Below are 14707 nucleotides of genomic sequence, written 5' to 3' on the forward strand. Positions count from 1 at the left end.
GTATCAGTTCTCACCCCAGACTTCTTCCAGGCGCTGTTCTCGCCCGCAATTCCATTTATAGAAACGATAACGCAGTGGATTCTTCTCATAATAATCCTGATGGTACTCTTCGGCCGGATAAAAGGTTGTCGCCTCTTCAATCGGCGTTACAATTTCGCCATTGAGCTGACCTGAGGCGACAATCTCCTGCTTTGAAGCTTCTGCCAACTCCCGCTGCTCAGCGGTATGGACAAAGATCGTACTGCGATACGAAGAACCCCGATCACAGAACTGGCCTCCGCTATCCAGTGGATCAATATTTTGCCAGTACACATCCAGCAGCGTTGCATAATCGACCACTTCAGGGTCATAGGTAACCTGCATGGCTTCTGCATGACCGGTCCGCCCCGTGGTCACCTGTTCGTAGCTGGGATTCTCTACATGCCCACCGATGTAACCGGAAATGGTTGAAGAGACACCTTCCAGCTCATCGAAAGGAGGCTCCATGCACCAAAAGCAGCCGCCAGCAAAGGTAGCGACAGCCTGGTCAGAATTATCAGGCTGCGCAATGACTTGTCCGGTGGACATGATCATGGTCAGCCATAAAGAGGGTAATATGAGTGCTTTTGCAAATGCGTTATGATCCTGTAAGTACATGAGGCTCCTCAGGCAGTAGTGACTTTGACAGCAGCAGCTTAGACCGTTGCAGCCAGTTTCAGCCCTATGCCATCATCTAATGGTTACAGCTCAAATGGGCTAGTACATTACAGAATACGACCCAGGCAATCGTGTGGATCTTTCACATGGATGAAGCCTGTCTATCGAGTTGTGACGATCAAAACGATCATTCTTTTTCCCTGGCCCCTAATTGCTCCGCCCAGGTCGCAGACAACTCTTTCACCTTGGCCACATATTCCGGATTCTCATGCGAGGGAATATCAGGACGATACAGGTCAGCCATTTCTCGCATAAACCGCCTATCGACTTTTTCAAAAATGCCGGCAGCCTGGAAAGCGTCATCTTCTGTCATACCCATCGCAATCAACGCGGATCGACCCATACGCACTGAGCTGTCAAAGGTATCACGAATAATATCCCGGCAGCCGACTGCCCATAAGTCGTAGACATGGTGCCTGTCGACAGCCCGTGCAACCACGTGCACCTTAGGATGGTGATGAATGACATGCCGGGCCATCTCGGTAATTTTTTGTTTGTCGTCAATAGCAATGACTAGCAAATCAGCTTCCTCAATGCCTGCTGCATGCAACAGATCGGGGCGCGTGGCATCGCCATAATAGACTTCAAACCCATAAGCACGCAGCATTTCCAGTTGAGCAGAACTGTAGTCTATAACGGTTGTCTTGTAACCGGCACCTCGCAACATTCGATTGGCAATGCCTCCAACACGACCATGTCCGGCAATAATGACATTGCATTTCTGATCAATGGCATCAGCTTCACGTTCATTGAGATGGGCATATCGCGGCAGTATCAATCGTTCATAGACTATGTAAAGCAACGGTGTCAGCAACATGGATAGTGCCACGATTAACAGTAATTGGTCTGCAATATTCCCGGGAATAACCCCATTGGCAACCGTGAATGACAACAGCACAAAACCAAACTCACCGGCCTGGGCCAGTGTCAGCGAAACCAGCCACAAATTACTGCCACGCAAACCAAACAGGCGAGCCACGCCGTAAATGATCGCTACCTTTATGACAATCAGCGCCAGCGTCAATCCCAGAATGGCAGCCAGATTTTCACTCAGCAGCGCAAAATTAATACCCGCACCCACAGTCATAAAGAACAGACCCAGCAACAGCCCTTTGAAAGGCTCTATATCGGATTCAAGCTCGTGTCTGTATTCACTGTTGGCCAGCACGACACCCGCCAGAAAGGTACCCAGTGCCGGTGACAGTCCAACCAGCGACATCAGCAGGGCAATCCCCACCACCAGCGCCAGCGCCGAAGCGGTAAAGAGTTCACGCAATCGGGCCAGTGATATAAACCGGAACAGGACCGGTGTTAACTGACTGCCGCCAACGACGACAATGGCAACGGCGCCAAAGGTCACCAGTGCGGTTTCCAGGGCACTCAGACCATCCACGAGACTCATGCCCGCGCTATGATCAGCGGCGTCATGAGCGTGACTTGTGAGCTCCGGAATCGCCAGCAAGGGAAGCAATGCCAGCATGGGAATGACGGCAATATCCTGGAACAGCAGCACGGAAAAACCCGCCTGCCCACCATCGGATTTCATCAGACCGTTTTCATTAAAAGTCTGCAGAACAATCGCGGTAGAAGAAAGTGAGAACACCAGCCCAATGGCCAGTGCAATCGACCATGACTCCCCCAACCACATCGCGACGCCCATCACTGCCAGTGTAGTGATGCCGACCTGTAATCCGCCCAGACCCAGCAAACGCATGCGCATATCCCAAAGCAGCTTGGGTTCAAGTTCCAGGCCGACCAGAAAGAGCATCATCACCACGCCAAACTCAGCGAAGTGCTGCAGGGAAACCACATCTACATTAAACAGGGAAAGGATAGGACTGATAGCGATACCAGCAATCAGGTAGCCCAACACAGAGCCGAGCTTTAAGGCGGAAGCAATCGGAACCGCGATAACACCCGCTGCCAGAAACACAAAAGTGAGGAAGAGGGCGTCAGTCACGGTTGTAATCCTTGTTTACGCGATCACTCAGCTCAATCGTTTTTTAAAGGCTTTTGAGTTCCGCTGGTAGTTATACATTTCCTGCTTTTTGATGGGCAAGTCACCGATTGCCAGCGGCTCGAAACCACGCTCCAGGAACCAGTGTGCCGTTTGCGTGGTTAGCACAATCGCGGTATCCAGCCCCATCTTGCGCGCCTCTCTTTCCAGCGCCCGCAACAAGTGGTCACCTCGCCCACTTTCCTGATAGTCACGATGAATAGCTATGCAGGAAATCTCACCGCAATTTTCATCCAGCGGATAAATCGCGGCACAGGCAATAATGGTGCCTTCCAGTTCAATCACCTTGAAATACTCGATCTCCGCTTCCAGCAACTCGCGTGAGCGATGCACCAGAATACCGGCTTCTTCCAGCGGCGAAATCAGCTCCAGGATGCCACCCACATCGTCAATGGTCGCCTGTCGCAATAACTCAAAGTTATCGCGAGACACCAATGTGCCGTTACCATCCCGGGTGAACAGTTCTTCAATCAATGCGCCGTTGTTGGCAAAGTTAATCAGATGGCAGCGGTGTACCGTTCGACTGCTGGCTTTCACGGCAGCGGCCAGTGACTCGCGCACGCCATTTTTGGCTTGCGGGTCGTCATCCGGCATCTGCTCCAGTAGATGTTTACCATCCACCGGGCTTAGCGTACTGGCCAGACTCTTATCGGTTCGCATAATGCCATCTTGCGGGATAAACAGAATCAGTTTTTCAGCATTCATGGCAATCGCCACTTCGGTGGCAATATCTTCCGCTGAGAGGTTAAAAACCTCACCTGTGGGTGAGTACCCCAGGTTGGACAACAGAACGATGTTGTTCTTGTCCAAATGCTGCTGAATAGCCGCTGCGTTCACACGACGCACCACGCCGGTCAGGGAAAAATCGACCCCATCGATCACACCCAGTGGCCGGGCCGTAATAAAATTGCCACGACTGACTTTGATATCTGCGCCGTGCATTGGCGAGTTGGCCAGCCCCATTGAGAACCGCGCATCCAGATCAATCGATATCGCGCCGACGGTCTGCTTGATCAAATGCAGTGAATCCGGGTCAGTGATGCGTAACCCTTTGTGATAACTGAGCGCCATGTCAGCACTGCTCAGTGCCTCACTGATTTGCGGGCGTGCCCCATGCACCAGCACGAGCTTGACGCCCAGACTGTGCAGCAGACTGATGTCATGCACGATATTGGTAAAGTTCTCATCCGCCAGCGCTTCACCGGGCAGCAAGACCACAAACACTTTCTTGCGGTGCGCATTGATGTAGCTGGACGAATGACGAAACCATTCGATGTATTGAGAGAGATTTTCCATAATCGCTATTCTACACCAAATTCACAAAACAGACCCTAAGTGGCCGCAAAGGCTGGAGAAATTCCCGACAAAATCATTATCAGGCGCTACTGCAGGCAGTATTTGCCAATCAGTTCCTTAAGCACATCAACGCAAGGTCGGACCCGGTCGAGCGCCAGATACTCATCTGGCTGGTGTGCCTGGTCAATATCACCCGGCCCCAGCACGATGGTTTCCATGCCCAGTTGCTGCAGGAAAGGCGCCTCTGTTCCAAAGGCAACCGACTCGGCTCGATGTCCGGTCAGCTGCTCAGCCATCAGCGCCAGCGCACCATCGGCCGGGCCCTCAAAGGCGGGTACACCGGGGAACAGTGGCGCAAGGTCAAACTGCACTCCCCAGCGATCTGCTACTGGCCGTAAACGGTTGCCAATGATAAGCCGGGTTTCATCAATATCCATACCCGGCATCAGCCGGATATCAAACTCCAGCTCACAACGCCCACAAATGCGGTTGGGGTTATCACCACCATGGATGCAGCCCAGGTTCATGGTTGGGTGGTTAATGGTAAAGGCAGGGTTGCGGTAGCGGTCCTGAAACTCACGCCGCACCACCAGCAGTTCACCAATCACATCATGCATGGCCTCCATGGCATTGATGCCCAGCGAAGGATCGGAGGAATGACCACTGCGACCTTCCAGACGTATCGTCTCCATCATCACACCTTTGTGCGCATGAATCGGTCGCATGCCGGTAGGCTCGCCAATCACGGCATAACGGGCCTTGGGCCGTCCGGCTTTCGCCAGTTCACGCGCCCCTGACATGGACGTCTCTTCATCGGCCGTCGCGAGAACAATCAAGGGCTGTTTCAGTGCCGTAACATCCAGCTCATCAATGGCCTGCAGGATCAAGGCAAAGAAGCCTTTCATATCTGTGCTGCCTAAACCATACAGCTTACCGTCACGCTCGGTCATGCGAAGTGGATCAACCGACCACAGCTCCGGGTTCATGGGTACCGTATCGGTGTGACCAGCCAGCACCAGTCCTCCTGGCCCCGTACCCAGCGTCGCCAGCAGATTAACTTTATTACCGTTACCATCTGGCTTCGCAATGTCCGCACCCTCCCCGTTGGCTGACTGCCCACAAGGCATCAACTCGCACTGAAAGCCGCGATCAGATAGCTGCTCAGCCAGGTAATCGACCACAGGCTGATTGCTCATATCGATTGAGGGATTCGTCGAACTGATGCTGGGAAGTCTCAGCAACTGGTCAAAATGATGCAGCAGCCCCAAGCTCTGTGGTCGATGTGATGTTGTCATGATGCAAACAGTAAATCAGTTTTTGCTGCCATGATAAAGTCATTTGCATGCAAACCGTTGATACTGTGCGTCCACCAGCGCACCGACACACAACCCCAGCTGATCAGCAGTTCTGGGTGGTGGTCGTTTTCATCGGCCAGTGCAGCCAATTGATCAGCAAAAGCAACGCCTTGGGTGAAATCCTCAAAGGGGAACTCACGCTGCAGGCGGGGCACCCCTTCATGGTGTGTCACCAGCCAGTCAGGTAATTTCTCCAGCCATGCTGGCAACTCTTTCTGGTTTAATGGTTTGCTGTCACGACGACAGGGTTGACAGGATTGTGCTGCCAGCAATTCGCTCTTAGCGGGTTCTTCAGACATCATTGCCTCCTTCGCCTGGAAACGATCGCGCCATGCATGAACATAGCGATGTGTTTGACAGCCAATGGTGTACAGAAACCGATTTAAAGAAACGCTTCCAGTACTGAATTCAGATACTGGTAGCCCAGATCAGTGGTCGTGATCTGCTCGTCCTCTTCTGTTAACAGCTGCCTGTTCTTCAGAGCCTCTACCTTTGCAGTGATACTGTCAAATGGCAACCCGGTCCGCTGCGTGTACAGCGAACGGCTGAACCCGGCTTTGAGACGCAGGGCATTCATCAGAAACTCCAACGGCAATTCCTGTGGTTCCACCGGCATGGCGTCAGCCAGGTAAGGGTAACGGTTGAGCAGGTTAGCATCCTGTTGTGAAAGGCTGTGTTTGGCCGCGGCCAGATAATGATCTGGTTGACGGCGCTTGCGAAGTCGCAGGATACGACGTCGGTGAGGTTGTGTCATTTTGCCATGGGCGCCCGCGCCAATGCCCAGGTAGTCGCCGAACTGCCAGTAATTGATATTGTGACGCGAGGCTTCACCGGGCTTGGCAAAGGCAGACACTTCATAGCGCTGATAACCGTTGTCAGCCAGTAACGCCAACCCCGCATCCTGAATGGCAATCAGGGTCGACTCATCCGGCAGCACCGGTGTGTGTTTGTAAAAAGCCGTGTTTGGCTCAATGGTCAGCTGATACCAGGATATGTGCTCCGGCTGCAGATCAATCGCCGTCTGCAAATCATTCAGTGCCTGGTCCACCGTTTGACCGGATAATCCGTACATCAAATCCAGATTCAGTCGTTTGAAGCCAGCATCACGGGCATAGCCAACCGCCTGAAATACATCATCCGGATTGTGAATCCGCCCCAGGGCTTTCAGGTGCTCGGCATCAAAACTTTGTACCCCAATAGACAAGCGGTTAATACCGGCCTGAAAATAGTCGGCAAAGCGCTGGCGTTCCGCTGTCCCCGGATTCGCCTCCAGTGTCACTTCGATATCATCGGTAAACGCCAACACCTTGCGCAGGCTATCCATCAGCGACTGCATCCCGGCACCAGACATCAGACTGGGTGTGCCACCGCCAAAGAAAATGCTGCTGATCGGGCGCTTTCGCACATAAGGCAGGTCATGCTTCAGGTCATCCAGCAGTGCTGCCAGATACTCCTGTTCGGGTAACTCGGCATCCTGGGTCGCCTCATTAACCGCACCTGCGACTTTGACTTCATGCGAGTTGAAGTCACAATAAGGACATTTACGAACGCACCAGGGAATATGAATGTATAGCCCTACCGTTTCCGGCAATGTCAGCTTGATCTCATTGGCTGCTGAACCGGGTTTGTCTGCACCTTTTTGTGGGTCAGTTGGCTCCCCCATGATCAGGCTTGCTTCTGCAGTTCAGTCAGCAGCATCTTTATCGCCTGGCCACGATGGCTCAACGCATTCTTGGTTTCGGCACTTAGCTCTGCCGACGAGCACTGGTGCTCTGGCACATAAAACAAGGGATCATAACCAAATCCACCCTGGCCAGCGGCAGCCTGTTGAATGGTTCCCTGCCACTTGCCATGGCAAACAATCGGCACAGGGTCATTGGCATGGCGCAGATAAACCAGCACACAATGGAAAGCTGCACTGCGTTGCGAAGTCTCGCTTGCTTTACGCCCCAACAGAGCCAGCAGTTTTTCGTTATTGGCATGATCACGCAGTTCGCGGGACATCTGCTGCCATTCTTCAATCAGGAACAGATCAGAGGCGTAACGCGCCGAATAAATACCGGGGGCACCGCCCAACGCATCAACGGCCAGACCAGAGTCATCAGCCAATGCCGGCAACCCGGTAACTTTAGCCGCATGACGTGCTTTGATGATGGCATTTTCAATAAAGGTTAATCCGGTTTCGTCCGCATCCAAGACATTAAATTCAGACTGTGCCACCACCTCAAAGCCGGTTGGCGCCAGCATTGACTGCAACTCGCGCAGTTTTCCCTGATTGCCACTGGCCAGTACGATTCGCTTCTCAATCATGATGCGGCCGCTCCATTTTTCCGGGTGAAGTGGTAAATCGCAATTTCACCCAAGAGGTTGGGGAACAGTCGAATCAGCTGCCGGTGGCGATGGTTGTAATCTACAACCGTGCGGGTGAGCACATCGATGTCATGTGCCTGACAAAACTCGTCGAAATCTTTCACCGTACAGAAATGAATATTCGGTGTGTCATACCACTGGTAGGGCATAAAATCAGATACCGGCATGCGACCTTTAAATGCCAGGTAGCCCCGGCTGCGCCAGTTACCAAAGTTAGGGAAAGTGACAATACAGTTCTTGCCAATGCGCAGCATCTCTTTGACCAGCAGATCCGGATAGCGCACCGCCTGCAAGGTATGTGTCAGCAGCACGGTATCAAAACTGTCCGTCTCAAAATTATCCAGACCTTTGTTCAGGTCCTGCTGAATCACATTGACGCCTTTACCCAGGCAGGCATTCATTTTATCTTCATCAATTTCCAGACCAATGCCATGGATTTGTTTCTCATTTTGCAGATACGACAGCAAGGTGCCATCACCACACCCCAGGTCGAGTACCCGGCTGCCGGGTTCGATCCATTTTTGAATAATCGCCAGATCAGGACGCATCTGCAGTCACCTCCCTGTGTACCCGCTCAAGGTAGGTTTTCAATGCTGTCTGGTAACGTGGCACTGGTAACAGGAAAGCATCATGCCCCTGGTCTGCATCAATTTCCAGATAACTCACTTCTTTGCCTGCCTTAAGCAGCGAAGTCACAATTTCTCGCGTGCGTGCGGGTGGAAAGCGCCAGTCCGTACTGAATGAGAACAACAGAAATTTGCAATCACTATTGGCAAACGCTTTACTCAGATCGCCATCGTAATCAACGCTGGGATCAAAATAATCGAGCGCCTTGGTCATCAGCAAATACGTATTGGCATCAAAGGTCTCCGAGAAACGCTCGCCTTGATAATGCAGGTAGCTTTCCACCTGAAAATCGACATCAAAACCGAAACTCAACTTACCTTTACGCAGATCGCGACCCAGGTTCAGTGAGGCCTGTTTCAACTGGTCTGATGCTTTGCCAAATTTCTCGCGCATGGCGCTGTCAGACAGATAGGTAATATGGCCTACCATACGTGCCAGCATCACACCCTTTTTCGGCAAGGTGTCATGATCGCGGTAGCGACCTTCGTAAAAATCCGGATCAGCGGTAATCGACTGCCGCGCCACTTCGTTGAAAGCAATATTTTGTGCAGACAGTTTTGGCGCCACAGCCATCATAATGGCGTGCCCAACACGCTCTGGATAACTGATCGACCAGCGCATGACCTGCATGCCACCGAGACTGCCACCAATAACTGCCGCCCATTTTTCAATACCCAGCCGGTCAGCCAGTCGCGCCTGACTCTTGACCCAGTCACGTACAGTCACAACAGGAAAATCGGGGCCGTACCAGGTGTCTGTTTCCGGATTAATCGATGCCGGGCCGGTGCTTCCTGCACAACCGCCCAGATTATTCAGGCAGACCACAAAAAAATGATTGGTATCAATCGGTTTACCGGGGCCAATATAGTTGTCCCACCAGCCGGGTTTGCGATCCTCCATGCTGTGATAACCTGCTGCATGGTGGTCACCGCTGAGCGCATGACAAATCAAAATGCCGTTACTTTTCTCCGCATTCAGCTCCCCATAGGTCTCAACCATCAGGTCATAGGCTGCCAGGGTTTTGCCGCTGCGTAATTCCAGTGGCTCGTCAAAATGATAAAGCTGGGGAGTGACCAGTCCGACCGAATTTTCCGGTATCGTCTCAGGCATGATGTTCGGTGGCTCCTGCGTCCTGCATTATAGACCGGGTACGAAACCCGGAGCATTCAGTGGCTGCACCAGTAAAATGCGCAGAATCTGTAATGCCAGAAAAACAAAAATTGGCGACAGATCGAGACCACCCATCGGTGGGAGAATACGTCGGAAAGGTGCCATCACCGGTTCAGTCAGTTGGCGTACCAATACCAGTGTCGGGTGACCACTAAACGGTGCGATAAAACTGGAAATGATCGAGATCAACAAGGTCCAGAAATAGATATTCAGTATCATGCTGATCAAGCCAGCGATCGACCAGGTCAGAATGGCCCCAACCGCTGGCATGGAATTACCGGAGATGAACAACATCCCGGCAATGGCTGCGCACTCCAGCAGCAACGCACAAACCAGAGAAGAAAAGTCGATGCCTGCAATACCTGGAATAAGGCGACGGAATATCTGCACAACAGGGTCGGTGATACGGACAATCACCTGCGTAATCGGGTTATAAAAATCGGCTCGCGAGACCTGCAACAGGAAGCGCAGCAACACTGCCATAATGTACAGAGTGCCCAGGGTGTCTATTAGCAGTACGCCGATATCGCCAAATGCATTCATCTTTTAAATCCTGTCCAGTCCTGTTGGGTTAGTCGTTGCCGGCCAGTTCGGCGGCACGTTGCTGGGCAGCCTTCATGGCTGCCTCGACAATCTCAGTAAAATTATCCCGGTCAAAGGAGAGCAGCGCCTGCTCAGTTGTACCACCCGGTGAAGTCACACGACGACGCAGCTCGGCAGGCGGCACATCACTGCTGGCGGCCAGCTTGCCCGCACCCTGCGCTGTCTGAATGGCAAGCTGGCGGGATATATCGGCATCCAGCCCCATCTTGATAGCGGCTGCCTCCATCGCTTCCATCATCAGGAAGTAATAAGCCGGGCCACTACCCGATAGCGCGGTCACGGTATCAATGTCATTTTCCTGCTGCAACCAGCAGGCAATGCCAACGGCCTCAAGAATCTGCCCGGATAATGCCTTTTGCTGTTCACTGCATTCAGCATTGGCAACAAGGGCAGTTGCACCACAGCCCACCAGTGACGGGGTGTTTGGCATGCAGCGCACCAGTGCCTGGTTATCGCCCAGCCAGCGCGCCAGCGATGCCAGCGTAACGCCAGCAGCAATGGATATCACCACTGAGCCTGATTTGAGCAATGGCTTTAACGATTCACAGGCTGATTCCATAACCTGTGGCTTTACCGCCAGCACGACCACATCAGCCGCCGCAGCAACATCCGCAAGTGAACCGGTCTGAATCCCAGTGTCAGAAGAAAGCTGAGCCAGTTTGGCAGTATCAATATCGGTTGCGTGAATGTTATTGGCAGGCACGTCCTTGGCCAGCAGGCCGTGGATCAGGCTGGTCGCCATATTGCCGGCACCAATAAAACTGATTTGACTGTTATTCACGCAGAACTCCCTCAAATGACGCTATTTTAACGCAGTGTGACGCGCTATGCAGCGTTTCAGGATGAACTGTTGAATTCTTCTGCAAAAGTTGCCCAGAAACTGAGGAAAAGCGCTGCGATCAGCGGCCCGATGACAAAGCCGTTAATCCCTAGAATGCTAATGCCGCCCAGGGTAGAAAACAGCACCAGGTAGTCGGGCAGCTTGGTATCCCGACCTACCAGAATTGGGCGCAACACATTGTCCGCCAACCCGATGACCACTGCACCATAAATGACCAGCACCGTGGCAGCCCCCCAGTCACCGGTAGCATAGAGATACACAGCCATGGGTATCCACACCAGCGACGCACCGACGGCCGGCACCAGTGACAGGAATGCCATGATCACCGCCCAGAGCAATGCCGCCGAAATGCCGAGAATCCAGAAGATCAGCCCACCCAGCGCGCCCTGCACAATGGCCACAACCAGATTACCTTTCACGGTAGCACGGGACACTTCCACAAATTTATTGAACAATAACTGACGCCGATCTTCACTCATCGGCAGTGCATTACGCATCCAGCTGACAATGGACTCACCATCGCGCAACAGAAAGAAACTCAGATACAGCATCATGCCCAGCCCCAGCGTAAAGCTGACCGTATTACGCCCCAGGCTCAGCGCTTCCTGAGACAACAACCGGCTGAGACTGATCGCCGAGTTACTGAGGTATTCACGCAAATTACTGGTATCGATACCAAAACGCTGCATCAGCTCAGGAATAATCGGGACGGCATTGCCGATGCGTTCAAGAATGGCGGCCGGGTTAATTTCCTGGCTTTCAATCGATTGATAGAGACCCACCCCTTCACGAATAAAGCCAAACAGGATGGCAATCACTGGTATCACCACCAAAATCAAACCGGTGATCAGGGTAATGAAAGCAGCCAGGGAGTGCCGCCCATTCAGCCGCTGGACCAATCGGCGCTGCAACGGATTAAACAGCAGGCTCATGACACATGCCCAGAATATGGCACTCCAGAACGGTAATATGACCAGTACAAACGCCAGGCTTACCAGCGCAAGGACCGCCATGAAGCCGCGTCGTTCCATCACTTCTTTTGACGTGCGCGGGCGTACATCACTCATTTTCGCTCACCATTATTGCTGGCCTCGTCGGCGTATCATGCGCCACAACTCGACAATTCGAGGCGGCTGACCGGTGCGCAAAATCCCCTGTCGGAAAATCCGGCCTGACAGCCAGAGCACTGCGACTATACATATCAGCAGCACAATGGTGGTGCCAACAATATCCACCATCGGTGGTTGCGCCGCAGCCCGGTTCATCATGGTGAACGGCGTAAACAGTGGAATCCAGGACATAATACGGGCCATGGTGCCATTGGGGTCCTGGGCCACAAAACTCATGGTCAATACCGGCACAACCAGCACCAGCATCAACGGCATAATCAGACTCTGCGCTTCTTTCAGGGTGTTACAAAGGCTGCCAATGGCCAGAAATATCCCAGCGTACAGGGCATAACAGCACAGATAGTAGAACACGAAATATGGCAGGAGTTCCGAACTTAGCAGCACATCAAGGATGTCCACCAGCATGGCGGTTTCCACACTTTGGTACACCTGCAGGAAAACAAAGAACGAGGCAATCCAGGCCACAATGGTGGTGATACCCGTGGCGCCAATGCCCAGCAGTTTACCCATCATCAACTCACTGGGCGTTACTGAGGCCAGCAGCACTTCAATAATCCGGTTGGACTTCTCTTCAATGGTATTGCTAAGCAAATATTGCACGCTTTGCATCAAGGAGATGAAAATCAGATAGACAAAACCCATCGGTGCCCACTGCCGGAAGGTATCTGCAAAGCTCACCGCTTCTTCACCCTCCGCCTTGTTAGGATCAAGCTGACTGACCGGCATACGGGTGCGCTGCACGGATCTGACCTGCTGAATATTGATACCGCGGCTGGCGTATTCCTGCTGGCGGATGGCGTCGTTGAGGCTGGTCTGGATGGCATTGGACAGACGCGTATCGGTCAGGTTGGCTGTCCAGTACTGAACACCACGCGGCGCATTGTTGTCGGTCATTAATGTCTGCAGCGAGTCCGGGCGAACGATGTCCTCATTGACGTCCTCCGGGATGAGAATCAGGGCAAACAGGGGCACTCTCTCACCGTCTACATTGAGCCGTCGCTCATCAGCCAGATAAGGTCGCATCTGTTCCACAATCTGATCCGGACTTGCCGAAGTATCAATTCCCGAAGGTATCTCTGCCTGTATAAACTGCGGGCGTGGCTCCTCAAATGGCGGGGCATCTTCACGCAGATAAGGGCGCGCCATTTGCAAGGCCATGTCCAGCCCGCCACCTTCCACCCAGCCATCCAGGGCACTGACTTCATCGTTGCCAAAATCATCAATCAGCTCATTCAGCCGGCTGTTGCTGGTCTGCGGCAGCGTCGTGCCAGCGGTCTGTTGCCGGTTTTCCTGAAGGTACGCCATAAAGTCCTGCATGACATGGCGCTGGTGCTCCCGCTGGATCGCTGCGTCAACCGCACTGGCATACTGTTCACTCTTATCGACCAGGACGAAGTAACGGGTGGGGGTAGCCGTCGCCAGGCGACTGGACAAGTAGAAAATGCCAAAGAAAATCAGCGGCACCAATAACACACCCAGCCAGAACCCTTTGGTTTTGACGTTCTCCAGATACTCGCGATTGGCAATTAGCAGGGTTACACGCATCGTCATGATATTAGCGGAACTTGTGCTCCCGGGCCTCCGTGCCGACCAGGTGCATAAAAACATCATGCAGGCTGGCCTGGGTAAAATCGAAACGGCTCAATGTCACACCATTACTGAAGCAGTGTTGCAGAATTTCCTGCGGGTCAGCCTGTTCCCGGACATACAGTTCCCACTGGCAGCTTCCTGCTGGCCGACCCGTCGGGTCAGGCGGCAGGCGATTGATTGAAAGCACACCATCAATGCCTTGCAGGGAGTCTACTGACTCACAGGTTTCCAGCACGATCCGGCGCGGGATAATCGCGTGCGCATCAGCAACGGTACCATCAAAGACTTTTCGTCCCTTGGTGATCAATAGCAAGCGCTCACAAAGCCGTTCTGCATGCTGCATCACATGCGTTGAAAATATCACCGTCTGGCCGTTATCACTCAGATCGCGGATCAGTTGCTCCAGCACCTCCTGGTTAACCGGGTCCAGGCCGGAGAATGGCTCGTCGAGAATGACCAGCTCAGGCTCGTGAACAATTGACGCCAGTACCTGGACTTTCTGCCCCATGCCTTTGGATAGCGACTCAATCGCCGAGTTGGCAAAATCGCTCAGTCCGTAACGTTCCAGCAATTCAAAGGCCTTGCTGCGCGCCTGTTTGCGCGACAATCCTTGCAACGTGCCAAAGTAGGCAATAATCGCCCAGACCTTCATTTTCTTATAAAGGCCTTTCTCTTCAGGCAGGTAGCCGATGCGATGACGTACATTCATGGCAGAGGGGGAGCCCAGCACTTCGATCTGGCCGGTATCGGGTCGGATAATATCGAGAATCATGCGAATCGTGGTGGTTTTGCCGGCACCATTGGGACCAAGAAAACCATACACGGAACCCTTGGGAATGCTCAGGCTGATGTTGTCGACTGCTGTGAAATCGCCGTAGCGTTTACAGACATCGTGCAGTTTAAGGACCGATTCGCTCATGCTTCGAGTTTAGCACAGGGATTATGCAAAAAAGCCGACACAGAGCGTTCTGTATCGGCTTTTTGTATAAACTGACCGCAAGTCAGCGTGTTT

14 protein-coding genes are annotated in these 14707 nt (G+C 52.9%); all 14 read right to left on the reverse strand.

What is annotated here, in order from left to right:
- Nucleotides 1-3 precede the first annotated feature (3 nt).
- Nucleotides 4-636, reverse strand: coding sequence for a peptide-methionine (S)-S-oxide reductase MsrA (msrA, locus tag PSCS_RS02270; RefSeq protein WP_068810161.1), 633 nt, complete (start codon nucleotides 634-636; stop codon nucleotides 4-6).
- A 187-nt stretch (nucleotides 637-823) separates the two neighbouring features.
- Nucleotides 824-2656: a cation:proton antiporter domain-containing protein gene (locus PSCS_RS02275; protein ID WP_068810162.1), complete on the reverse strand. Its 1833-nt coding sequence runs from the start codon at nucleotides 2654-2656 to the stop codon at nucleotides 824-826.
- A 27-nt stretch (nucleotides 2657-2683) separates the two neighbouring features.
- Nucleotides 2684-4009 (reverse strand): amino-acid N-acetyltransferase, encoded by a 1326-nt coding sequence (gene argA / locus PSCS_RS02280; protein WP_068810163.1) that lies wholly within the window; start codon nucleotides 4007-4009, stop codon nucleotides 2684-2686.
- Between the two features lie 86 nt (nucleotides 4010-4095).
- A complete protein-coding gene (gene argE / locus PSCS_RS02285; RefSeq protein ID WP_068810164.1) occupies nucleotides 4096-5304 on the reverse strand; it encodes an acetylornithine deacetylase in 1209 nt (402 codons plus the stop codon).
- Nucleotides 5301-5666 (reverse strand): 4a-hydroxytetrahydrobiopterin dehydratase, encoded by a 366-nt coding sequence (locus PSCS_RS02290; protein ID WP_082866400.1) that lies wholly within the window; start codon nucleotides 5664-5666, stop codon nucleotides 5301-5303. Before PSCS_RS02290 ends, argE begins: the two co-directional genes overlap by 4 nt.
- An 80-nt stretch (nucleotides 5667-5746) precedes the next feature.
- Nucleotides 5747-7027, reverse strand: coding sequence for a radical SAM family heme chaperone HemW (gene hemW, locus PSCS_RS02295; RefSeq protein ID WP_082866401.1), 1281 nt, complete (start codon nucleotides 7025-7027; stop codon nucleotides 5747-5749).
- Nucleotides 7028-7029: 2 nt separating this feature from the next.
- On the reverse strand, nucleotides 7030-7674 hold the full coding sequence (rdgB, locus tag PSCS_RS02300) for an RdgB/HAM1 family non-canonical purine NTP pyrophosphatase (RefSeq protein ID WP_068810165.1): 645 nt from the start codon (nucleotides 7672-7674) through the stop codon (nucleotides 7030-7032).
- On the reverse strand, nucleotides 7671-8282 hold the full coding sequence (gene metW / locus PSCS_RS02305; protein ID WP_068810166.1) for a methionine biosynthesis protein MetW: 612 nt from the start codon (nucleotides 8280-8282) through the stop codon (nucleotides 7671-7673). The genes rdgB and metW overlap by 4 nt, the downstream gene beginning before the upstream one ends.
- Entirely contained in the window at nucleotides 8272-9471 is a 1200-nt protein-coding gene (metX, locus tag PSCS_RS02310) for a homoserine O-succinyltransferase MetX (protein ID WP_068810167.1), read from the reverse strand. Before metX ends, metW begins: the two co-directional genes overlap by 11 nt.
- A 27-nt stretch (nucleotides 9472-9498) precedes the next feature.
- Nucleotides 9499-10074 (reverse strand): YggT family protein, encoded by a 576-nt coding sequence (locus PSCS_RS02315; protein ID WP_068810168.1) that lies wholly within the window; start codon nucleotides 10072-10074, stop codon nucleotides 9499-9501.
- A gap of 28 nt (nucleotides 10075-10102) precedes the next feature.
- A complete protein-coding gene (gene proC / locus PSCS_RS02320) occupies nucleotides 10103-10915 on the reverse strand; it encodes a pyrroline-5-carboxylate reductase (RefSeq protein WP_068810169.1) in 813 nt (270 codons plus the stop codon).
- A gap of 56 nt (nucleotides 10916-10971) precedes the next feature.
- Nucleotides 10972-12042: an AI-2E family transporter gene (locus PSCS_RS02325; RefSeq protein ID WP_068810170.1), complete on the reverse strand. Its 1071-nt coding sequence runs from the start codon at nucleotides 12040-12042 to the stop codon at nucleotides 10972-10974.
- Between the two features lie 12 nt (nucleotides 12043-12054).
- Nucleotides 12055-13656 carry an ABC transporter permease gene (locus tag PSCS_RS02330; RefSeq protein WP_068893742.1) on the reverse strand — a complete coding sequence of 534 codons (1602 nt, stop codon included), beginning with the start codon at nucleotides 13654-13656 and terminating at the stop codon, nucleotides 12055-12057.
- A 4-nt stretch (nucleotides 13657-13660) separates the two neighbouring features.
- Entirely contained in the window at nucleotides 13661-14614 is a 954-nt protein-coding gene (locus PSCS_RS02335; protein ID WP_068810172.1) for an ABC transporter ATP-binding protein, read from the reverse strand.
- Nucleotides 14615-14707: the final 93 nt, after the last annotated feature.

This window comes from Pseudohongiella nitratireducens, from assembly GCF_001642735.1.
GTDB classification, from domain to species: Bacteria; Pseudomonadota; Gammaproteobacteria; order Pseudomonadales; family Pseudohongiellaceae; genus Pseudohongiella; species Pseudohongiella nitratireducens.